Origin of the sequence: Mesorhizobium sp. M0830 (assembly GCF_040319965.1) — a bacterium.
Classification (GTDB): domain Bacteria; phylum Pseudomonadota; class Alphaproteobacteria; order Rhizobiales; family Rhizobiaceae; genus Mesorhizobium.
The window spans coordinates 56,373-77,731 of the sequence record NZ_JAMYOR010000009.1 but is presented as its reverse complement, the minus strand read 5'-3'; the positions used below and the strand labels follow the sequence as shown (position 1 = coordinate 77,731).

Annotated in this window: 25 protein-coding genes; 16 read left to right on the top strand and 9 right to left on the bottom strand. The window is 62.5% G+C overall.

Annotation, left to right across the window (positions count from 1 at the left end; all coding sequences use genetic code 11):
- Positions 1–14: 14 nt before the first annotated feature.
- Complete coding sequence (locus NKI20_RS08165) at positions 15–419, bottom strand: cupin domain-containing protein (protein ID WP_352829713.1); 405 nt, start codon at positions 417–419, stop codon at positions 15–17.
- A 131-nt stretch (positions 420–550) separates the two neighbouring features.
- Here NKI20_RS08165 and NKI20_RS08160 point away from each other — a divergent pair, with 131 nt between their 5' ends.
- Genes NKI20_RS08160 through NKI20_RS08140 form a run of 5 tightly spaced genes read left to right on the top strand, consistent with a single transcriptional unit; the run spans position 551 to position 4,911 of the window.
- Positions 551–1,342, top strand: a complete 792-nt coding sequence (locus NKI20_RS08160) for an ABC transporter ATP-binding protein (RefSeq protein ID WP_352604257.1) — start codon at positions 551–553, stop codon at positions 1,340–1,342.
- Positions 1,332–1,868 (top strand): endonuclease domain-containing protein, encoded by a 537-nt coding sequence (locus NKI20_RS08155; protein ID WP_502898056.1) that lies wholly within the window; start codon positions 1,332–1,334, stop codon positions 1,866–1,868. Before NKI20_RS08160 ends, NKI20_RS08155 begins: the two co-directional genes overlap by 11 nt.
- Positions 1,869–2,747: an ABC transporter permease gene (locus tag NKI20_RS08150; RefSeq protein WP_352604255.1), complete on the top strand. Its 879-nt coding sequence runs from the start codon at positions 1,869–1,871 to the stop codon at positions 2,745–2,747.
- Positions 2,744–3,898, top strand: coding sequence for an ABC transporter permease (locus NKI20_RS08145; RefSeq protein ID WP_352829710.1), 1,155 nt, complete (start codon positions 2,744–2,746; stop codon positions 3,896–3,898). The genes NKI20_RS08150 and NKI20_RS08145 overlap by 4 nt, the downstream gene beginning before the upstream one ends.
- Positions 3,899–3,939: 41 nt before the next feature.
- A complete protein-coding gene (locus NKI20_RS08140) occupies positions 3,940–4,911 on the top strand; it encodes an ABC transporter substrate-binding protein (protein ID WP_031259518.1) in 972 nt (323 codons plus the stop codon).
- A 134-nt stretch (positions 4,912–5,045) separates the two neighbouring features.
- Here the strand turns inward: NKI20_RS08140 and NKI20_RS08135 are convergent, their stop codons facing one another.
- Positions 5,046–5,504: an Lrp/AsnC family transcriptional regulator gene (locus NKI20_RS08135; RefSeq protein ID WP_352631597.1), complete on the bottom strand. Its 459-nt coding sequence runs from the start codon at positions 5,502–5,504 to the stop codon at positions 5,046–5,048.
- Positions 5,505–5,626: 122 nt separating this feature from the next.
- Here NKI20_RS08135 and NKI20_RS08130 point away from each other — a divergent pair, with 122 nt between their 5' ends.
- Positions 5,627–6,910, top strand: coding sequence for a cystathionine gamma-synthase family protein (locus NKI20_RS08130; protein ID WP_352829707.1), 1,284 nt, complete (start codon positions 5,627–5,629; stop codon positions 6,908–6,910).
- 160 nt (positions 6,911–7,070) lie between these two features.
- Positions 7,071–7,511 (top strand): CHRD domain-containing protein, encoded by a 441-nt coding sequence (locus tag NKI20_RS08125; protein ID WP_352604247.1) that lies wholly within the window; start codon positions 7,071–7,073, stop codon positions 7,509–7,511.
- Positions 7,512–7,560: 49 nt separating this feature from the next.
- Here NKI20_RS08125 and NKI20_RS08120 read toward each other — a convergent pair whose 3' ends face one another.
- The 3 genes from NKI20_RS08120 to NKI20_RS08110 form a co-directional block, all read right to left on the bottom strand.
- The gene (locus NKI20_RS08120; protein ID WP_352829705.1) at positions 7,561–9,210 is read right to left on the bottom strand and encodes a thiamine pyrophosphate-binding protein; all 1,650 of its coding nucleotides are present in this window, start codon (positions 9,208–9,210) and stop codon (positions 7,561–7,563) included.
- Positions 9,207–10,382: a CaiB/BaiF CoA transferase family protein gene (locus NKI20_RS08115; RefSeq protein WP_352829703.1), complete on the bottom strand. Its 1,176-nt coding sequence runs from the start codon at positions 10,380–10,382 to the stop codon at positions 9,207–9,209. Before NKI20_RS08115 ends, NKI20_RS08120 begins: the two co-directional genes overlap by 4 nt.
- A gap of 100 nt (positions 10,383–10,482) precedes the next feature.
- A complete protein-coding gene (locus NKI20_RS08110) occupies positions 10,483–11,415 on the bottom strand; it encodes an alpha/beta fold hydrolase (protein WP_352829701.1) in 933 nt (310 codons plus the stop codon).
- Positions 11,416–11,604: 189 nt separating this feature from the next.
- Here NKI20_RS08110 and NKI20_RS08105 point away from each other — a divergent pair, with 189 nt between their 5' ends.
- From NKI20_RS08105 to NKI20_RS08075, 7 genes are all read left to right on the top strand, one after another.
- Positions 11,605–12,609 carry a ribonuclease T2 family protein gene (locus NKI20_RS08105; protein WP_352829700.1) on the top strand — a complete coding sequence of 335 codons (1,005 nt, stop codon included), beginning with the start codon at positions 11,605–11,607 and terminating at the stop codon, positions 12,607–12,609.
- A gap of 177 nt (positions 12,610–12,786) precedes the next feature.
- A complete protein-coding gene (gene ettA / locus NKI20_RS08100; RefSeq protein WP_352829698.1) occupies positions 12,787–14,436 on the top strand; it encodes an energy-dependent translational throttle protein EttA in 1,650 nt (549 codons plus the stop codon).
- Between the two features lie 59 nt (positions 14,437–14,495).
- Entirely contained in the window at positions 14,496–14,744 is a 249-nt protein-coding gene (locus NKI20_RS08095) for a DUF6290 family protein (protein WP_352604237.1), read from the top strand.
- Positions 14,741–15,007, top strand: coding sequence for a type II toxin-antitoxin system RelE family toxin (locus tag NKI20_RS08090; protein ID WP_023756972.1), 267 nt, complete (start codon positions 14,741–14,743; stop codon positions 15,005–15,007). Before NKI20_RS08095 ends, NKI20_RS08090 begins: the two co-directional genes overlap by 4 nt.
- Positions 15,004–15,795: a trans-aconitate 2-methyltransferase gene (tam, locus tag NKI20_RS08085; protein WP_352729518.1), complete on the top strand. Its 792-nt coding sequence runs from the start codon at positions 15,004–15,006 to the stop codon at positions 15,793–15,795. Before NKI20_RS08090 ends, tam begins: the two co-directional genes overlap by 4 nt.
- Before the next feature lie 104 nt (positions 15,796–15,899).
- Entirely contained in the window at positions 15,900–16,235 is a 336-nt protein-coding gene (locus tag NKI20_RS08080; RefSeq protein WP_352604233.1) for a hypothetical protein, read from the top strand.
- 124 nt (positions 16,236–16,359) lie between these two features.
- Positions 16,360–17,481 carry a beta-ketoacyl-ACP synthase III gene (locus tag NKI20_RS08075; protein ID WP_352829697.1) on the top strand — a complete coding sequence of 374 codons (1,122 nt, stop codon included), beginning with the start codon at positions 16,360–16,362 and terminating at the stop codon, positions 17,479–17,481.
- 13 nt (positions 17,482–17,494) lie between these two features.
- Here the strand turns inward: NKI20_RS08075 and NKI20_RS08070 are convergent, their stop codons facing one another.
- From NKI20_RS08070 to NKI20_RS08060, 3 genes are all read right to left on the bottom strand, one after another.
- Positions 17,495–18,061, bottom strand: coding sequence for a methyltransferase family protein (locus tag NKI20_RS08070; RefSeq protein WP_352829695.1), 567 nt, complete (start codon positions 18,059–18,061; stop codon positions 17,495–17,497).
- A gap of 114 nt (positions 18,062–18,175) precedes the next feature.
- Positions 18,176–18,574 carry a VOC family protein gene (locus NKI20_RS08065; RefSeq protein ID WP_023756977.1) on the bottom strand — a complete coding sequence of 133 codons (399 nt, stop codon included), beginning with the start codon at positions 18,572–18,574 and terminating at the stop codon, positions 18,176–18,178.
- Between the two features lie 19 nt (positions 18,575–18,593).
- Positions 18,594–19,016: a tautomerase family protein gene (locus NKI20_RS08060; protein WP_023756978.1), complete on the bottom strand. Its 423-nt coding sequence runs from the start codon at positions 19,014–19,016 to the stop codon at positions 18,594–18,596.
- A gap of 123 nt (positions 19,017–19,139) precedes the next feature.
- Here NKI20_RS08060 and NKI20_RS08055 point away from each other — a divergent pair, with 123 nt between their 5' ends.
- Together NKI20_RS08055 and NKI20_RS08050 are read left to right on the top strand one after the other, a co-directional pair.
- The gene (locus NKI20_RS08055) at positions 19,140–19,781 is read left to right on the top strand and encodes a TetR/AcrR family transcriptional regulator (RefSeq protein WP_352829692.1); all 642 of its coding nucleotides are present in this window, start codon (positions 19,140–19,142) and stop codon (positions 19,779–19,781) included.
- Between the two features lie 4 nt (positions 19,782–19,785).
- The gene (locus NKI20_RS08050) at positions 19,786–20,403 is read left to right on the top strand and encodes an MOSC domain-containing protein (RefSeq protein WP_352829690.1); all 618 of its coding nucleotides are present in this window, start codon (positions 19,786–19,788) and stop codon (positions 20,401–20,403) included.
- A gap of 47 nt (positions 20,404–20,450) precedes the next feature.
- Here the strand turns inward: NKI20_RS08050 and NKI20_RS08045 are convergent, their stop codons facing one another.
- Positions 20,451–21,290, bottom strand: coding sequence for an SDR family oxidoreductase (locus NKI20_RS08045; RefSeq protein ID WP_352829688.1), 840 nt, complete (start codon positions 21,288–21,290; stop codon positions 20,451–20,453).
- Positions 21,291–21,359: the final 69 nt, after the last annotated feature.

Here is a 21,359-nt window from a genome sequence, read left to right as displayed (position 1 = left end):
CGATGCCGTCGGATTCAGGCGACCAGCGCATCCAGTTCCGGCAACAGGACGACGCTTTCCTGTTCGTTGGGATCGGTGCGGGCAATGACGGCCGAAGACGGGGCGCCGCTCAGATTGGCCGGCAGATGCGGCACGCCGGCGGGAATGTAGAAAAGGTCGCCAGCCTTGACGACGATATGATGCTCAAGCCGGTCGCCATACCAGGTATGGACTTCGCCGGAGAGGACATAGATCGCCGTTTCATGGCTCTCATGCATGTGCGCCTTGGCGCGGGCGCCGGGTGGCATGGTGAGGACGTGCATGCAGATGCCGGAGGCGCCGACGGTTTCGGCGGCGATGCCGGCGAAATAGGTCAATCCCTGCCTGCCTTCATAAGTGCTTTCAGGGCGGATAAGATGACAAGTGGGTTTGGGCGACATCGGGAAACTCCGGGCGTCGATTGAGTGTGGGACAAGACCAATGGGACAGGGCGAGTGGAAAACAACATCGCAATAAAAGCAATCGGATTCCAGCCGGCGCTGCGGGGACGGGACCAGGCGGGCGGCAGCCGATGACAGGGACTTCGCCAGCCGTCGTCGCGGCAAGCAAACTTGGACTGACCTTCCAGACCAGTGACGGGCCGGTGCAGGCGCTGTCCAATGTCGATCTCACCATCGGCAAGGGGGAGTTCGTCTCCTTCATCGGGCCCTCGGGCTGCGGCAAGACCACGCTGCTGCGCGTCATCGCCGATCTGGAGAAGCCGACCTCGGGGACGATTTCGGTCAACGGCATGACAGCAGAACAGGCACGCGAGAAACGCGCCTATGGCTATGTCTTCCAGGCGGCAGCGCTGTTTGCCTGGCGCACCATCGAGCGCAATGTCGGGCTGCCACTGGAGATCATGGGCCTGTCCAAGGCGGAGCAGGCGGAACGGATCAAGCGCACGCTCGATCTCGTCAACCTCTCGGGATTCGAGAAGAAATATCCCTGGCAGCTCTCGGGCGGCATGCAGCAGCGCGCCTCGATCGCCCGCGCGCTGGCCTTCGATGCCGACCTGCTGCTGATGGACGAGCCGTTCGGAGCTCTGGACGAGATCGTGCGCGACCATCTCAACGAGCAATTGCTGGAACTGTGGGGGCGGACCAACAAGACCATCTGCTTCGTCACTCATTCCATTCCAGAAGCCGTCTATCTATCGACGCGCATCGTCGTCATGTCGCCGCGTCCCGGCCGCGTCAGCGATGTCATCGAGTCGACGCTGCCGAAACAGCGGCCGCTCGACATTCGCGAGACGCCGGAGTTTCTGGCGATCGCCGCGCGGGTGCGCGACGGGTTGCGGGCAGGGCATAGTTATGATGATTGAGCTCGCGAACGATGAGGTTCCTCCTCTCCCCAACGGGGAGAGGGTGGCCGGAGCGAAGCGGAGGTCGGGTGAGGGGGCGGCACCGACAGATCCGACCAAAAGAAAGGTCGGGGCAACCGAGCGCGCCCGAAAGCTGCGGTTTGACGAGACCGAAGCCGAGTACAGGCTTTGGGGAGAACTGAGGGGCCGTCACCTCAACGGCTACAAATTTGTGAGGCAGGTGCCGCTTGGGCCATTCATCGCTGATTTTGTTTGCCGTGAGATGGGCCTGATTGTCGAACTCGACGGCAGCCAACACGCGGATTCACCAACCGATCCGGCCAGAACAGCTTGGCTGAATGGCCATGGTTATTCGGTTCTCCGGTTCTGGAACCATGAGGTTTTGGCCGAACGTCGAGCGGTCCTGGATACGATCTTGGCTTGCCTGGACGGAAAGATTTCTACCCCCTCACCCGACCTCCGCTTCGCTCCGGCCACCCTCTCCCCGTCGGGGAGAGGAGGGCGCGTACCTAGCGAGGTTCGCTAGATGGACACCTTCCGCGACAAGCTCATTCCCGTGACCTCGATCCTCGCTGGCGTCGTCGTCCTCTGGTATGTTTTCGCCGTCATCCTCAACACACCGTTCCAGCGCGATCTCGACCGCCGCGCCGGTGAATCACCTGCCCTGAGCGAGTTCATCGCCAACACGTTGGCGCAGCCGAAGCCGACGCTGCCGGCGCCGCATCAGGTGGCGGTGAATTTTTTCGAAAACACGTTCCTGCGGCCCGTCACCTCCAGTCGCAGCCTCGTCTACAATGCCTGGGTGACGCTGTCGTCCACGCTGCTCGGCTTTGCTTTCGGCACGGCGCTGGGCATCATCATCGCTGTCGGCATCGTGCATGTGGCGACGCTCGACCGCAGCCTGATGCCGTGGATCATCGCTTCGCAGACCATTCCCATCCTGGCGGTGGCGCCGATGATCATCGTCGTGCTGGCGGCAATCGGCATCACCGGGCTGGTGCCGAAGGCGATGATCTCGACCTATCTGTCGTTCTTCCCGGTGACGGTGGGCATGGTGAAAGGGCTGCGCTCGCCCGAGATCATGCATCTTGACCTTATGCACACCTACAATGCCAGCCGTGCGCAGACCTTCTGGAAATTGCGCGTGCCAGCCTCCGTGCCGTTCCTGTTTACCTCGATGAAGGTGGCGGTGGCGGCCAGCCTCGTTGGCGCCATCGTCGGCGAACTGCCGACCGGCGCTGTCGCCGGCATCGGCGCCAAGCTGTTGGCCGGCGCCTATTATAGCCAGTCCATCGACATCTGGTCGGCACTGGTCGCAGGTTCGGTGGTGGCCGCACTCCTGGTCATGGTGGTTGGCATTGCCGGGCGCATCGTCGACCGTGCCATGGGCGGGAGGCCGGCATGAACTGGCTGAAACCTTCCTGGCAAGCTGGGCTGGCCATCGTGCTGTGCCTGATCGCGGTGGCGCTCGGCGCGATGTCGAAGCCGGAAGCGGCGGCGCTTACGGACCCAACGGTCAGCATCAACTATCCCTCTCTCGGAACCAAAAGCCTGATGTTCGGCTTGGCCATGCTGGCAGCGCTGGTCTCGATGATCAGGATTCCGCCCCTTGCTGAAGCGATGGTGCTCTTTGTCGGCGCTCACCTGATCGCCTGGCTGCTGATATCGGGCATTACCGGTTTTGAGGGCACCGCACTGGCGCCGTATTTCCTGCTGCTCGCGGCCGCATGGCTGCTTGGCTGGCGCTGCGTGGCGGTGCTGTCGTCATTACGTCCTTTCGCCAGTTGGGCTCGGACGGGGTTGCGCCTGATCATCCCAGCCATCTTCGGCGCCTGGATCCTGATCATCTGGGAAGCGGTGACGCGAGGCGCGGGCATCCCCTTCATCCTGTTGCCGCCGCCTAGCGCCATCGGCGTGCGCATCGCCGGTTCGCTGCCTGTGCTCGGCGCCGACGTCCGTCAAACCATCTTCAAGGCGGTTGTCTTCGGCTATGTCGTGGGCAGTGGCGCCGGCTTCATCGCCGCGGTGCTCGCCGACCGTGTGCCGTTCCTACGGCGCGGGCTGCTGCCGATCGGCAACATGGTCTCGGCGCTGCCGATCATTGGCGTCGCACCGATCATGGTCATGTGGTTCGGCTTCGACTGGCAGTCCAAGGCGGCGGTGGTCATCATCATGACCTTCTTCCCGATGCTGGTGAACACGGTCGCGGGTCTCGCCGCCTCGGGCCATATGGAACGCGACCTGATGCGCACCTATGCTTCGGGCTACTGGCAGACGTTGCTGAAGCTCAGGCTGCCGGCAGCCGCGCCCTTCATCTTCAACGCGCTGAAGATCAACTCGACGCTGGCGCTGATCGGCGCCATCGTCGCCGAGTTCTTCGGTACGCCTGTCGTCGGCATGGGCTTCCGCATCTCGACCGAGGTCGGGCGGATGAACATCGACATGGTCTGGGCCGAAATCGCAGTTGCAGCACTTGCGGGTTCGGTCTTTTATGGCGTGGTCGCTCTTGTCGAAAGAGCCGTCACGTTTTGGCATCCCTCTGTCCGTGGTGGATAGGGGCGGTGGGTTTAAGGGTGCTAACTTCAGAGGGTAAAAACATGAAAAGACTTGTTATTCCAGTTCTGGCCGGCGCGATGTCGCTAGCCGCTTTCCAGGCAATGGCCGCCGACAAGGTGACCTTGCAGCTGAAATGGGTCACGCAGGCCCAGTTTGCCGGCTACTATGTTGCCAAGGCCAAGGGTTTCTATGAGGCCGAAGGCCTCGACGTCGACATAAAGCCGGGCGGTCCGGATATTGCCCCCGAGCAGGTGATCGCCGGTGGCGGCGCCGACGTCATCGTCGACTGGATGGGCGGTGCGCTGGCCGCCCGCGAGAAGGGCGTGCCGCTGGTCAATATCGCCCAGCCGTTCAAGAAGGCCGGCATGGAGCTGGTCTGCCCCAAGGACGGCCCGATCAAGACCGAAGCCGACTTCAAGGGCCACACGCTCGGCGTCTGGTTCTTCGGCAACGAATATCCATTCTACGCCTGGATGAACAAGCTTGGCCTGAAGACCGATGGCGGTCCGGACGGCGTCACTGTCCTGAAGCAGAGCTTCGACGTGCAGCCGCTGATCCAGAAGCAGGCGGATTGCATCTCGGTCATGACCTACAACGAGTACTGGCAGCTGATCGACGCCGGCTACAAGCCCGAACAGCTGACCGTGTTCAACTATTCGGCCATGGGCAACGACCTGCTCGAGGACGGGCTTTATGCGTCGGAAGACAAGCTCAAGGATCCGGCCTTCGAGGACAAGATGGTGCGTTTCGTGCGCGCTTCGATGAAGGGCTGGAAATACGCCATCGACCACAATGACGAAGCCGCGAGCATCGTCATGGACGGCGGCGGCCAGGACGAAAACCACCAGAAGCGGATGATGAGCGAAGTCGCCAAGCTGATCGACAATGCCGACGGCAAGCTCGATCCGGCAACCTACGAGCGCACCGCCAAGGCGCTTCTCGACCAGAAGATCATCACCAAGGAGCCGACCGGCGCCTACACCACCGCCATCACCGACAAGGCGGTCAAGTAAGCCTAGTCGGCATCCCGATCTCGATAGCGGCGCCTTTGGATAGAGCGGTTCGGTAGAACCGCTCTATCCCTTTTGTTTTGATGCATGTCGCCATCCCAAAACCGCTGCACACTTTTGGGCGACATGCATTGGTGTCAGAGGCGCCGTTCCTTTATGGTGTTCATGACGAAGCTGGTCTCGATCGAGGCGACGCATTTCAGTCGCGCGATCTTTTCCTTGATAAAGCGCTCGTACTGCTCGAGGCTTCCGGTCACCACCTTCAGCACATAGTCGCGCGAACCGGTGACGAGGTGGCATTCCAGCACCTCTTCCCAGCCGCGGATCGCGTCCTCGAACATCACGATCTCGTCCTCGTTCTGGCGGCTGAGCCGGATTGTGGCGATGGCGACCATGCTCCAGCCAAAGGCTGAGGGATCGACCAGCGTGGTGTAGCCCCTGATGACGCCGGTTTCCTCCAGCCGCCGCACCCGCCGCAGGCAGGGCGAGGGCGACAGGCCGATCCGTTCGGCAAGCTCGTTGTTGGTGATGCGGGCGTCGGCCTGCAGCTCGCGCAGGATCTTGCGGTCGAAATCATCAGCTATCTTCTGCTGCACTTTCGGTCTCTCCAGGCAATTTGTTGCGGCAATGCGCCCATGCGAGCCGCAGAATAGCAAGGACTGGCGGATCGGGATCGCATAAATTGCCGTGACACCCCTCGAAAAAGGCAGGAAAAATCATGACCGCGCCACGCCCGTCGAAAACCCATATCGGCAACCACAAGCTCCATCCGGAAACGCTGATGCTGAGCTATGGCTTCGATCCGCAGCTTTCGGAGGGCGCGGTCAAACCACCGGTATTCCTGACCTCGACTTTCGTCTTCAAGTCGGCGGAAGAGGGACGCGACTTCTTCGACTACACGTCGGGCCGCAAGGAGCCGCCGAGTGGTACCGCGTCCGGCCTGGTCTATTCGCGCTTCAACCATCCCAACAGCGAGATCGTCGAGGACCGGCTGGCGATCTATGAAGGGACGGATGCCTGCATCCTGTTTTCGTCAGGCATGTCGGCGATCGCCACCACACTGCTCGCCTATGCCCGTCCGGGCGACGTCATCCTGCATTCGCAGCCACTCTATGGCGGCACCGAGACGCTTTTGACGCGCACGCTTTCAGGTCTCGGGATTGGTGCTGTCGGCTTCGCCGACGGCGTCGACGAGACGGCAGTGCGCGGGGCTACCGACGCGGCCGTCGCGAAAGGCCGCGTATCGGTCATCCTGATCGAGACGCCGTCAAATCCGACCAACAGCCTGGTCGACATCGCTCTGATGCGGATGATCGCCGACGAGATTGGCGCGGCTCAAGGGTCGACGCCGATCGTCGTCTGCGACAACACATTGCTCGGCCCAGTTTTCCAGCGGCCGATCGAACATGGCGCCGATGTCTCCGTCTATTCGCTGACCAAATATGTCGGCGGCCATTCCGACCTCATAGCCGGCGCCGCCATGGGCAGCAAGGCGGTCACCAAGTCGATCAAAGCGCTTCGCGGCGCGATCGGCACGCAGCTCGACCCGCATTCCTGCTGGATGCTCGGCCGGTCGCTGGAGACGCTGTCGATCCGAATGGAGCGGGCCAACGACAATGCGCGCCTGGTCGCCGAATTCCTGCGCGATCATGCCAAGGTCGAGACGGTACATTATTTGCCATTCCTGGGCGAGGGTACGCCAGCGGGCCGCGTCTACAGGGCGCAATGCAGTGGCGCCGGCTCGACCTTCTCCTTCGACATCAGGGGCGGGGAGAAGGCGGCCTTCGCCTTCCTCAACGGGCTGCAGATCTTCAAGCTGGCGGTAAGCCTCGGCGGAACGGAATCGCTGGCCAGTCACCCCGCGGCCATGACCCATTCGGGAATTCCCTTCGAGGTGCGCCAGCGCATCGGCGTGCTTGAGACCACGGTCAGGCTGTCGATTGGTGTCGAACACCCGGACGATCTGATCGCCGACCTGACACAGGCGCTGGCGGCAGTCTGACGGGTCACCTTCCCTGGAATCGGGAAGGGCAATGATCGGATTCCTTCATCAGCCATCACAAAAGCGTGTGGTGGGATACATTTCGCTGCTCAGCCGTTGCATTACCGCATGCGCGCGCCGGGAGGCGCGACGGATGCGACATCCCAATCGGAGGTGCTTCATGCGCAACCTATCCTTCTTCCCGGCGCTTTCGGCGCTGGCCATTTCGACCGCGTTCCTGTTCGCATCGCCGGCTCTGGCCGCCACGGAAAAGTTCAAGGCGACGCTCGACGGCGGCCAGCAAAACCCGCCCGTCACCACGAAGGGCAAGGGCACGGCCACTTTCACGTTCGACACGGCCAAGAAGAAGCTCAGCTGGAACGTCAAATATTCCGGCCTCAGCGGACCAGCAACGGGCGCGCACATTCACGGCCCGGCGGCGATGGGTGCAAACGCCGACCCGGTCATCCCATTCAAAAAGCTCAAGAGCCCGATCAGGGGATCTGAAACGCTTACGGATGCCCAGACGGCTGACCTGGAGGCAGGCAAATATTACGTCAACATCCATACATCAGCCAACCAGGACGGTGAGATCCGCGGCCAGATCGAAAAGGCGAAGTAGGTACAGGCTGTTCCGAAAGAGGGGCGGGCGACCGCCCCTTTTGTGTGAATCACGCCTTGTCGCGGATCTGGCTCATCGTCCGGGTCGGCGTGATCGCCTCCGGATCGAGCCTGATTTCGACGATCGCCGGCTTGCCGCTGGCGAGCGCACGCTCGAAGGCCGGGGCGAACTCCGCGGTCTTCTCCACCGTTTCGCCATGGCCGCCATAGGCGCGGGCGAGGGCCGCGAAGTCAGGGTTCTTCAAATCAGTGGCGATGACGCGGCCGGGGTATTCGCGCTCCTGATGCATGCGGATGGTGCCATAGATGCCGTTGTTGACGACGACGACGACGATCGGCAGGTCATACTGCACAGCGGTGGCGAACTCCTGGCCGTTCATCAGGAAGCAACCGTCGCCTGCGAAGGCGACCACGGTTCGATCTGGAAACAGCTCTTTGGCGGCGACCGCAGCGGGCGTGCCATAACCCATCGAGCCTGAGGTCGGTGCTGCTTGCGTGGCGAAGCGGCGGGAGCGATGGAAGCGATGCACCCAGGTGGCGTAATTGCCGGCGCCATTGGTGAGAATGGCGTCATCGGGCAGCATCTTTTCCAGGTAGTTCATGATCGGCCCCATCTGGACCGAGCCGGGGCCGCTCTCCGGCGGCGTCGACCAGTCGAGATAGGCGGCATGCAGCTTTGGCGTCTCGGATGCCCAGGTCGGCTCCGAGGCCGGCTTACGCTTGGCGAAGGCTTCGACAAAGGCGGATGGCGAGGCGTTGATCGCCAGTGCAGGCCGGTAGACGCGGCCGAGTTCGCCAGCGTCGGCATGGACATGGACCAACGCCTGGTCCGGATAAGGGCTTTTCAAGAGAGTGTAGTCGGACGACGGCATTTCGCCCATGCGGCCGCCGATCAGCAGCACGAGGTCGGCCTGCTTGATCGCTGTCGCCAGCTTCGGATTGATGCCGATGCCGACATCGCCGGCATAGTTCGGATGCAGATGGTCGAACAGCATCTGGCGGCGGAACGAACAACCGACCGGCAGCGACCACGCCTCGGCGATCGTGCGCATTTGTGCAACCGCCTCGGCATCCCAGCGCGTACCGCCGAGGATGACGAATGGCCGCTTGGCGTTGGCCAGCAATTTCTCCAGCGCGTCGAGTTCGGCTTCGCCGGCTCGCGTTTCGACCGGTGTGTGGGCCAGCGCGATAGGCGCTTCGACGACGCTGGTCAGCATGTCTTCCGGCAGCGAGATGACGACCGGGCCAGGGCGGCCCGATGTCGCCACCGCGAAGGCGCGGGTGACGAATTCCGGGATGCGCGACGCCTCGTCGATCTCGACCACCCATTTGGCGATGTCACCGAAGAACCTGACGTAATCCACCTCCTGGAAGGCCTCGCGCTCCTTGGCATGGCTGGCGACCTGGCCGATGAACAGGATGACGGGTATGGAATCCTGCATGGCGATGTGGATGCCGGCTGAGGCGTTGGTGGCGCCGGGGCCGCGGGTGACAAAGCAGATGCCGGGCTTGCCGGTCAGGCGGCCGTGACAATCGGCCATCATCGCAGCACCGCCTTCCTGGCGGCAGACGATGGTGCGGATCGCCGAATCGTGCAGCGCATCGAGCACCGCCAGATAGGATTCACCCGGCACGCAATAGATGCGGTCGGTGCCGTTGGCTTCGAGCGCGTCGACGATCAGTTGTCCGCCGGTCTTCATTGTCCAGACTTCTCCAGTTCGGCAAGGATTTCTTGCGTGTGCTCGCCCAGGCGCGGCGAGGGACGTTCATAGACGAGCGGCGTGCCAGACATGACCATCGGCGCGCGCACCGAAGGCAGAAGGTTGCCGTGGCCGTCGTCGAGATCGAGCCGCATGCCGCGGGCGATGGTCTGCGGATCGGCGAACATCTGGCCGATTGTATTGATCGGGCTGGCCGGCACGCTCGCCGCTTCCAGCTTTGCCAGCAGCGGATCGCGATCAAAAACCTTCAGCGCCTCGATGATGCGTTCGCGCAGCTTGACCCGGTTGGCGACCCGGGCCGGATTTGTCGCAAAGTCTGGATCGACAGGCAAATCGTCCAACCCGACGGCAGCGCAGAATTTCGCGAACTGGCCGTCATTGCCGACGGCCAGGATGATGTGGCCATCCCTGACCGGCACCACTTCGTAAGGGGCGATGTTCATATGCGCATTGCCCATCTGCACCGGCGACTTGCCGGAAACGAGATAGTTGAGGTTCTGGTTGCCGAGCGCCGAGATCTGGGTGTCGAAGAGTGCCATGTCGATCTGCTGGCCTTCGCCGGTCTGTTCGGCATGGCGTAGTGCAGCCTGGATGGCGATGACCGAATAGAGGCCGGTGAAGATGTCGGAGATGGCGACGCCGGCCTTTTGCGGCTCGCGGCCGACCTCGCCGGTGATCGACATCATGCCGGCCATGGCCTGGATGATGAAGTCATAGCCGGCGCGTGGCGCGTATGGGCCATCCTGGCCGAAGCCGGTGATCGAGCAATAGACGAGGCGGGGGTTGATCTCGCGCAGACTGTCATAGTCGAGGCCGTATTTCTTCAGGCCGCCGAGCTTGAAATTCTCGATCAGCACATCCGACGTCGCGACCAGCCGGCGCACGGTCTCGGCGCCCGCCGGCGTCGAGAAGTCGATGGCGATGGAGCGCTTGCCACGATTACAGGAATGGTAATAGGCAGCCGACAGGTTCTCGCCATCCTTGCCCATAACGAAGGGCGGACCCCATTTGCGGGTGTCGTCGCCGCCATCGGGGCTCTCGACCTTGATCACGTCGGCACCGAGATCGGCAAGCAATTGCCCGGCCCATGGCCCGGCAAGGATGCGGGCGAGTTCGACGACGCGGACGCCTTTCAGCGGGGGTTCGGCCATAAATCACCGTGGTTGCTGCAATCACCTTGATTGCTGCGAATGCAGAGCCTCTATCAAGCCCTGCAATGGCTGTCACGGCTCTTGCGATAGGCCAATCCCTTCAGCCCTTCAGCACGCCGTCGGCCCAGGTCGCAAAATCATCCATGATGATGTCGCGATTCACTTCGTTCAGGCTTTCGTGGCGGGTGTCGGCGTAAACCTTTGAAACGAGATTCGAAAAGCCCATCGCACGCATACGACCGGCAAGGTGCGTGATCCCCTTGCCGTAATCCGAGGCGGGATCTCTTTCGCCGCCAACGATGTTGACGGGGAGGCCGCGCCGGATGCCGGCAAAGCCGGCATCCTTGCCGCCGTTCAATGCCATGCTGACGACGTCGCGCCACATCGACACCGAGGCATCCCAACCGCATAGCGGGTCGGCGATGTATTTTGCCACCTCGGCCTCGTCGCGTGACAGCCAGTCGAACAGCGTGCGGTGGTCAGGCACCGCCTTGCCCCAGGCCTGAAAGGTGAGTTTCGGCAGCAGCCGCGACGGAACGTCCGAGCCCAGCCGGAACCGCTCCCAGGCAAGAATACCGAGCGCCAGCTGGCCGAGCAGGCCTTGAGAAAAATTGCCGTTCCAGATCGCGGCGGCATGAACGCGCGGCGAATGGCGCAGCAGGTAGTTCAGCGCCATTGACGCACCCATCGAATGACCAAACAGGATGACCGACCGGTTCGGGCATTCGCTGGCGATGACATCGTGAATGGCATCGATGTCGGCGATCACCTTGGCCGGTCCGTCCTTGCCGGCAAACCTGCCGAGCGGCGCGTCGGGGGCCTTGGTCGCACCATGGCCGCGATGATCGTGGACATAGATGTGGAAGCCGCGCTGGGCGAGGAAATCGGCAAAGCGGGCATAGCGCGCGGCGTGCTCGGCCAGCCCGTGGTTGATCTGGACGACGGCACGCGGCCGGCCCTCGGCATGCCTGACGAAAAGATTGAGAACGGCACCGGTCGGCGAGGCAACCACGCGCTGCTGGCTGAATGACATGCCGCTTGGTCTCCAGGCTCCGGCACCATCGCGGCGCCGGCTTTGTTTGCGCCGGTGCCGGTTTTGCGTCAATCCGCTGTGCCTGCTTTTCCGCGACGATGTTTCTTGCATTTGGCCGCTGAAATATCGCAATTCTGACATGGAGACAGCTTCAGTCTGTCGCCCACTTTCTTCAGCCGGGGATTCTCCATGCGCATTGGTGTTGTTTTCGGATTGGCCATGCTGGCGGCGTCGCTGGCTGGTGCGGCGCATGCCGATGTCAAGATGAGCGGCAGCTTCGTCGCCGACGCCGCCTGTCCGGCAACGCAAGCCATCAAGAACGGCAAGAACCCCGGCAATGTCTCGACCGATGCCGGACAGAGCTACCAGCTGCTTGCCGGCAACAAGGAGCCGCCGACGCACTACCTTATCCAGGTGCCGGGCGCCGATCCGGAGCGACGGTGGGTGAAGGTTAGCTGCGGCCATGTCTCCGGCAGCGTGGCGACCGTGCCGGCAGCACCAGCCGGTAAAGGCAATCCGGCAACGGCCGGAAAACCCGAATACGTCTTCGCACTGAGCTGGCAGCCGGCTTTTTGCGAGACCAAGTCGAGCAAGGCCGAATGCAAGGCGCAAAATCCGAACGAATTCGATGCCACCAACTTCACCTTGCACGGATTGTGGCCGCAGCCGAACGGCAATTTCTATTGCCAGGCCGCAGCTGGCGACAAGGCCAACGACATTCCGGCCCACTGGAAGGATCTGCCGCCCGTCAATCTGGACGCGGGCACACGCGCGGAACTCGACAAGGTGATGCCGGGCACGGCTTCGCAGCTCGATCGGCATGAGTGGATCAAGCACGGCACCTGCTACGGCAAAAGCCAGCAGGAATACTTCTCCGACGCGCTCAAGCTGATGCGTGAGGTGAACAGCTCGCCGGTGCGCGGTCTCTTTGCCAAGAACATCGGCGGCAAGCTGACTGCGGACCAGATCCGCGGCGCCTTCGACGCCGCCTTCGGTGCCGGGGCCGGGGACCGTGTACGCGTGTCCTGCGTCATCGATCCGTCGAGCGGCCGGCGGCTGATCGGGGAGTTGACACTCGGCCTCGCTGGCCCGATCGGCCCCGACAGCTCGCTCAAGGGTCTGCTGCTGGCGTCGGTGCCGACCAACAAGGCCGGCTGCCCGACCGGCACCGTCGACGCGATCGGGTTCCAGTAAGTACGGGGCGCGGCTCCGGGCGGGTCCCGGCAGTGCGCGCTTGTCCACGTGACCGCCCAGATGTGGCAAAAGCGATTGCCGTTCGCCGCCGCATCGCCTACATAGCGGCCAACCTCCACTCAATTCGACAAATCCAGTCAGTTTTCTGGATCAGTCAGTTTTTCAGGGAAAGCGCGCGTGGCACGCCAGTTCATCTATCACATGGCCGGCCTCAACAAGGCCTACGGCACCAAGAAGGTGCTCGAGAACATCCATCTGTCCTTCTATCCGGACGCCAAGATCGGCATCCTCGGCCCCAACGGGTCGGGCAAGTCGACGATCCTCAAGATCATGGCCGGGCTCGACAAGGAGTGGAACGGCGAAGCCTGGCTGGCTGAAGGCGCCACTGTCGGCTACCTGGCACAGGAGCCGGCCCTCGATCCGAACAAGACCGTGTTCGAAAACATCATGGAAGGCGTCGCCGCCAAGACCGCCATCATCGAGCGCTACAACGAATTGATGATGAACTATTCCGACGAGACGGCCGACGAGTCGGCCAAGCTCCAGGACGAGATGGACCGGCTCAACCTGTGGGATCTCGAACAACAGGTCGAGATGGCGATGGAAGCGCTGGGCTGCCCGCCCAAGGATTCAGAAGTCACCAAGCTTTCGGGTGGCGAGCGCCGCCGCGTAGCGCTTTGCCAGCTCTTGCTGCGCCAGCCCGACCTTCTGCTGCTCGACGAACCGACCAACCATCTCGACGCCGAAACCACGGCGTGGCTGGAAAAGCATCTGCGTGCCTATCCGGGCGCCGTGATGATCATCACGCACGATCGCTACTTCCTCGACAATGTCACCGGCTGGATCCTCGAACTCGATCGCGGCCGCGGCATTCCCTATGAGGGCAACTACACCAAGTACCTCGAAGCCAAGGCCAAGCGGCTCAAGCAGGAAGGCCGCGAGGACGATGCCCGTCAGCGCGCCATCGGCCGCGAGCGCGAATGGATCCAGTCGAGCCCGAAGGCGCGCCAGACCAAATCCAAGGCGCGTATCCAGGCGTTCCAGGATCTTCTGGATGCAGCCGACAAGCGGCGTCCGAGCGATACACAGATCGTCATTCCGCATGGCGAGCGGCTCGGCAATGTCGTGATCGAGGCGGAGGGCCTGTCGAAGGGCTTTGGCGATACGCTTTTGATCGACGGGCTGGAATTCAAGCTGCCGCCCGGCGGCATCGTCGGCGTCATCGGCCCGAACGGCGCCGGCAAGACGACGCTGTTCCGCATGATCACCGGCCAGGAAAAGCCGGGTGCCGGCACGATCCGCGTTGGCGAAACGGTGAAGCTCGGCTATGTCGACCAGAGCCGCGATGCGCTCGATCCGTCGAAGACGGTGTGGGAAGAGATTTCCGGCGGCGCCGAAGTGGTCAAACTCGGCAAGTTCGAGGCCAACACGCGTGCTTATTGCGCCTCGTTCAACTTTCGTGGCGGCGACCAGCAGCAGAAGGTCGGCAACCTCTCGGGCGGCCAGCGCAACCGCGTGCACCTGGCCAAGATGCTGAAGACCGGCGGCAACGTGCTGCTGCTCGACGAACCGACCAACGATCTCGACACGGAAACACTGGCCGCACTGGAAGACGCGCTGGAAAACTTCGGCGGTTGCGCGGTCATCATCTCGCACGATCGCATGTTCCTCGACCGCCTGGCGACGCACATCCTCGCATTCGAGGGTGACAGCCACGTCGAATGGTTCGAGGGCAATTTCGAGGATTACGAGCAGGACAAGATCCGCCGCCTCGGGCCGGATGCCGTCAACCCGCACCGCATGACCTATAAGAGGCTGACGCGGTAAGGGGCAGGGCCGTTGCGGGTGATCGGCGTTTGACCTAAATTGGCCTGACGGAGCTGTACATGATCACAGTCAAACTGCCGCAAAAGACCGAGAAGCTCCTAGCCGACATGGCCAAGGCCAGCGGTCGCACGGCCGATCAGGTCGCAGTTGATGCGATCCTCGAGGCTATCGAGGATTGGCAGGACGCCAGGATTGCCGAGGAGCGCATCAGGAATGATGACGGCGTTCGTGTCCCGCTGGAGGAGATGATCCGCAAGCTTGAACTTCGTGAAGTCGAGGAGCGCGGCAAGAAGCCCGCCGCTGGATGAGTTGGCGTGTCGAGTTCACGCTGCGAGCCAAAAAAGATATTGAGCGGCTTTCGACAAAGGACCAGCGCCGAATCCTGGAATTCCTCTCTGGAAGAGTTTCGGCGCATCCCGATCCGAAAGTTCTGGCCAAGCGTCTGACCGCGACCAAAGAAGAAGCTTGGCGATTTCGCGTCGGCGACTACCGCATCATCGTCCAGTTCTGGGATAGCCGTCTTGTCGTCCTGGTCGTGGAAATAGGCAACCGTCGCGAGGTCTATCGATGAATAACGGCGGCGTTTTACAAAAGCCCGATTGGTCAGCCGCTCAGTACCTGAAATTCGAGGATGAGCGCACGCGGCCCGCGCGGGACTTGGTGGCGCAGGTGCCGGTGGATTTTCCGCGCCGGGTCGTCGACGTCGGCTGCGGGCCGGGCAATTCGACCGAGCTGCTTGTCGCGCGCTGGCCGAATGCGCAGGTAAGCGGTTTCGACACTTCGCCCGACATGATCGAGAAGGCGAAGGCGCGTCTCCCCGAGGTCACTTTTGATCTCGCCGATGCCTCAAAATGGCAGCCGGCGGAGCCGGTCGACGTGATCTTCGCCAATGCGGTGTTCCAATGGCTGCCCGAGCATCCCGCGGTCTTCCAGCGGCTGATGGGCTTCCTGGCGCCGGGTGGCGCCTTGACCGTCCAGATGCCCGACAATATGGGCGAGGACTCGCACCGCCTGATGCGAGAAACCGCCGCCGAAATGCCGTTTGCCGCCAAGATGAAGGGCGCGGCGCGCGCCCCCCTGCCGCCGGTGTCGTTCTACTATGACCTTCTTTCGCCGCTCAGCGATCGGCTGGACATCTGGCACACGATCTACAACCACCCGCTTGCCGACGCCGAGGCGATCGTCGAATGGGTGAAGTCGACGGGTTTGAAGCCCTTTGTCGACCCGCTCGATGCGAATGAGAGGGCGCTGTTCCTAGACAGCTACACTGCCAAGATCGCCAAGGCCTATCCGAAGACGGCGAGCGGCAAGGTGCTTTTGCGCTTTCCGCGCATCTTCATCGTCGCCAAACGGGCCTGATTATCCACGTTGCACGGCGTAACATTGCTCCGCTTGACCGGGTGTCGCCGCCATGCGCATTTCAGTCATCTTGGGATGACAATGCCAGCAGGCAGGGGTGGATAATGACACTGAAAAAGATGCTTTTCGGCGGTGGCGTGTGCGCGGCGGCACTTCTGGCGTTCTCGATCTCGGCGGAGGCCAAGCGAGCGCGCTGCTTCACCAGCGATGACGGTTATTTCGCCTGCAGCTATCGCTCGATTGACGGCGCCGGCAGTTTCCGCATCTCGTCGCCGGGCTATCCGACCTATGTTCTGGAGATCGACGAGCCGGGCTTTGCCTATGGTTATGTCAATCTTGGCCACCGCAATGTGCCGCTGCCGGGGCAGTTCGTGCGCAGCCGCGACGATGGTGCCTGCTGGAACAACCCGCAGACCAACACCAAGATGTGCGCTTGGTGAGGATTGGCTTAAGTCGGCCTAAACCTTTGGTTTAAGCCGGTGTAAACCGCCGCGGTGAGAAAACTGTTGCGCCGGCGCATTCCGGCGTCCACATGAAGCCTGGAACGCCGGACGGACTGGATATATGCATCGCGTCATCATCAGCGGCATCGGCGTTGAAATCCCTGAAGCCACAATCACCAATGAAGAACTGGTCGCCAGCTTCAATGCCTGGGTCGACATGGAGAATGCGCGCCGCCTGGGCACCGGCGAGCCGCCGCTGCCGAAATCCGACAGTGACTTCATTGTCCACGCTTCGGGCGTGCGCACCCGTCACGTCATCGAGCGCGAGGGCATTCTCGATCCGACCCGCATGGCGCCGCGCATTCCGGCACGGCCCGACGATGCGTTGTCGCTCGAAGCCGAGTTCGGTATCGCCTCGGCCAAGAAGGCTCTCGACCATGCTGGCCTAGAACCGTCCGATATCGACCTGGTGATCTGCTCGGCCTCGCATCACCAGCGGCCCTATCCGGCGATCGCCGTCGAAATGCAGGAGGCGCTGGGCACCAAGGGCGCCGGATTCGACATGGGGCTTGGCTGTTCGTCCGCCGCGGCGGCCCTTCACATGGCGGTGAATTTGGTGCGCTCGGGCGCGCACAAGCGCATTCTGGTGACGACGCCGGAAATCATCACCGGCCATCTCAATTTCCGCGACCGGCAGACGCATTTCATCTTCGGCGATGCCTCGGTGTCGATGGTGGTGGAGGGACTTGCTCAGGGCGACAAGCGGCCTGGACGTTTCGAGGTGCTCGACACACGCATCTGGACGCAGATGTCGAACAACATCCGCACCAATCTCGGCTACCACACCCGCACCGCCCAGGACGATCCGTACATGATCAACCTGGAAGGCAATCTGATCAAGCAGGTCGGTAACAAGGTGTTCAAGGAAGTCACCGTCGCCGGGCAGAAGTTCATCGTGGAATTCCTCGCCGAGCATGGCCTGATGCCACAGGCAGTGAGGCGCTTCTGGCTTCATCAGGCCAATGCGCGGATGAATGCCATGATCCTGAAACTGTCATTCGGCCACGAGGTCGATCACGACCGCGCGCCGATGGTGCTTGAACGGCTTGGCAACACGGCGGGCGCGGGCGCCATCGTTGCACTGTCGGAGAACCACGCCGACATGAACCCTGGCGATTTCGGCCTGATCTGCGCTTTTGGCGCGGGGTATTCGATAGGCGGCGCGCTTCTCAGGATGCTGTAGAGAGCTATTCGTGTCAGACCGGTGCGAACGGCACCAGCATCGGTACCCGCCTGATGTAGTCGTCATACGCGCTGCCCAGCTCGCTGCGCAGGAAGCGTTCCTCGAGTTTTGCCTTCATGACGATGCCGATGGTCAGCAGGATGGCGCCGGCAACACCCCAGACAGTGCCTTTCGCCGCCATGGTGGCAAGGATGGCCAAAAGCAGTCCTGTGTAGATCGGATGGCGGACGAGGCCGTACGGGCCGGTGTCGACGACACGGTGCCCGGCCTTGGCGGTGACGGTACCCGACCACAAGCGGCCGAGATGCAGGCGCGCCCACCAGCAGAGGGCGAAGCCCACGGCAATCAGTGCGACGCAAATCCACGCTTCGGCAAGGTTGGGGGACCACAGGCGAAGCCGGCCGACATAGTTATGCGCCGGAATGAAGAGCAGGATGGTGCCGATCATCAGAGCCGCGCGGTAAGGCGCCTCGGCCCGGAAGCCGGCACGCTTCGAGGCTTTGTCGGCCCAGAAGGCGGCAGCGGCCCACGACACCACCCAGATCAGCCAAAGAAGCGTGATTGCCGTCCCGGGACGCATGAGACCCTCCGCGATGGTTCGGAGGCATCATGTAGCCGGCACAGCGCGGCGGCAATGCGGCGCTGTGTGGGAGTGGTTCGATTCAGGTAAGAAGATCGTGACCCGCAGCGGACCTCATTCATTGGGACAGTTAAACATCCACTGCACGCCGAAGGCGTCGACCAGCATGCCGAACCTGGTTCCCCAAACTTGCCTCGCCAGAGGGACGGTGATCCGGCCAGCCTCACCCATGCGGTTGAAAAGCCCGCGCATCGCGGTCAGGTCGTCGAATTCCAGCATCAAGGCGGAGCCTTTCATTGGCTCCGCATCGTCATTGTCCGAAGCGTGGAACAGGACGCCTGGGCCTTCGAACCGCGCGTGCAGCACCTTTCCACGCATGGCTTCGGTTCGCACCGGCATATCGTTGTCGCCCCAGCGCAGCAGGATCGTCCCCCGGCCAAGGCCGCACTGCTCGTAGAAGGTCAGTGCCGGTTCGCAATTGGTGGTGAAGAACAGGGAAGGGGAGAGCCGCATGGGTTTGCTTTTTGCCGGATCAGTGCGCGGCGGCGGTGGCGGCAGTGATAAGCGCCTCGCCCGTATATTGCCTGTCACCGATCCCCCAGCCGCCGTCGGGTGCGTTGACGATGTTGATCCAGGTGTCTTCGGGCCGGTGGTTTGGCTCGCAAAGCTCGGCGACGATCCCGGCGGCTGCGGTGATGAAGCTATTTCGAGCTTCGATCGAACCGAGGCCGATGTTGGGCAGCTTCAGCTCGACCATCACGACCGGGCAATTGACGCCGCCGGCGTAGATGCGATGAAGCGGCAGGACATGGACCGTGCCGCCGACGATCGCGGTGAAGAACGGATTGCCGGTGGCGCCCGAGGCTTCGATGAGGGCGGTGCTGAGACGCGGCAGGATCTCGCGTTCTCCCGCAGGGGTCAGTACGCCTTCCGGCGCGGTCACGGTGATTGGCATTTGGCTCTCTCCTGTTCACTGGTTTGCATAGCTTCCGGCGGATATTCGTCCGGCTTGCGATGTTTCGTATCAATTGTTACGTTACAAGAAGAAGGCGAGTCAACAGGTTTCGTATCGATCGATATGGAAGATTTGGAAAAGCCCCGTGGCGGACGGCCGCGCGCATTCGATCCCGACCGGGCGCTGGATGCGGCGATGCATCTATTCTGGGAGCATGGCTATGAGGCGACGTCGCTGGCCATGCTGCGCGAGGCGATGGGCCTGACGCCGCCGCAGATCTACAACGCCTTCACCGACAAGGAGACCTTGTTCCGCAAGGCACTGACGCGCTACCACGAAACCGAGATTGGGTTTGCGCTGGAAGCGCTGAGCGCGCCGGTATCGACGCGGGAAGCGATCCGGCGGTTGCTGGTCGGCGCGGCGGAGGCGTATTCCAGGCCCGGCAAGCCTGCTGGCTGTCTGTTCGTCAGCGGCGCGTTGGCAGCCTCGCCGCAGGCGCAAGCCATCGCCGATGAACTCAAGATCTATCGCAAGGCAAGTGAAGCGGCGATTGCAGCCCGGCTGGCCAAGGGCAGGGTAGTGGGCGACCTCCCGGAAAACCTCTCGGTCGAGGGCTTCGCCAAATACCTTGCCGGTGTGATGAATGGCATGTCGATCCAGGCTCGGGACGGCGCTTCGGTCGAAGAGTTGCGCGATTTGGCCCAAACCGCTCTTGCGGCCTTGCCAGCCGAAGGGCAAAACCAAGCGGCATCATCCAAGGAATGAAGCCATGCTGGATCTCTTCCCCGAAGCTGAAAAGCCGGTTGAAATCGTCCCCGCGCGAAAGCTTGTCGCCAAGGCGGCAGCACTTTACGTGGCGCCATCGGATCATTTCCAGACGCGCCTGGCGGACGAATTGCGGCTGGGTTTCGACGGTATAGCGGGCGATTTCCATGCCGGGTCGACGCGGCGGTCGGGCGGACGCGAGCCCTGGTATCCGCGCGGCACCGAAATGCGGAACGAACGGCAAATATCGATCGTGGCATTGGATGAACTCGCCATCGTCGCGGAACGGATGGATCTCACCGAGATCAAGCCGGAGTGGATCGGCGCCAACCTGGTGATCGAAGGAGTGCCGAACCTCTCAATGCTGCCGCCCGGCACGCTGTTGTTCTTCAAGGGCGGCGTGACCATCAAGGTCGACGCGCAGAACGGCCCTTGCCGAATCGCCGGCCGTTCGATCGCCGAACATGCAGGGATGGCCGATATCGAGGCCGGTGCGCTGTTGTTCCCGAAAGCGGCAAAGCGGCTGCGTGGCGTCGTCGCCTGGGTCGAGAAGCCGGGAACGGTCAAGGCCGGCGAAGAAATCTCGGTGCGTGTGCCGGAACAGTGGATCTATCAAGCCTGAGAGCAGGCTACGCCGCCCATGGAGCGGCGTAGCAAAAGCGCTGGGCTTCAGCCCTTGCGGTTCTTCTTCTCGCCTTGCGCCATGATGGAAACGTGGTCCCACTTTTCCCAGGTGGCGATGCGGTTTGCGTATTCCTGTTTGATCATCGGCAGGCCGCCGTCGCCGAAGAATACCCTGAGCGGCGGCTCGGCGGCGTCGACAACGGCCAGCATGGCCGACCCGGTGGCCTCGGGATCGCCGGCGACCGAATTGGCGCGGCGCTCTGCCATCTTGGCGCGGGCGGGCGCATAGGCCTCGATCGGTTGGGAGACCTTTGCCGACGGGCCGGCCCAATCGGTGGAGAAACCGCCGGGTTCGACCAGCGTGACATGGATACCGAATTCCGTGACCTCGATGCTCAGCGACTGGCTGAAGGCTTCCAGCGCCCATTTCGAGGCGTGGTAGAGGCCGAGCAAGGCAAAGGCGTTGACGCCGCCGATCGACGAGATCTGGATGATGTGGCCGGACCGCTGCGCCCGCATGATCGGCAGCGCTGCCTGGGTGACCCAGAGCGCGCCGAAGACATTGGTTTCGATCTGGTCTCGGGCTTCCTGCTCGCTGACTTCTTCGATGGCGCCGAAATGGCCATAGCCTGCATTGTTGATGACGACGTCGAGCCGGCCAAAGCGCCTGTGCGCCTCGGCGACAGCGGCATCGACGGCTTTCTTGTTGGTGACGTCGAGCTTCATCGCGGCAATGTTGTCGCCGTACTTCTCGACGAGATCGGCGAGCGTGCCGGCATCGCGGGCGGTCGCGGCAACGCGGTCGCCACGCGCTAGTGCTGCCTCGGCCCAGACGCGGCCAAAGCCCTTCGACGATCCGGTGATGAACCAAACCTTGTTTGTCATAGTGTGGAGTCCTTGCCCCTGCGGGCGTGATTTCGGTGGAAACGGAGGCTACTCCGCTTTTTGGCATAT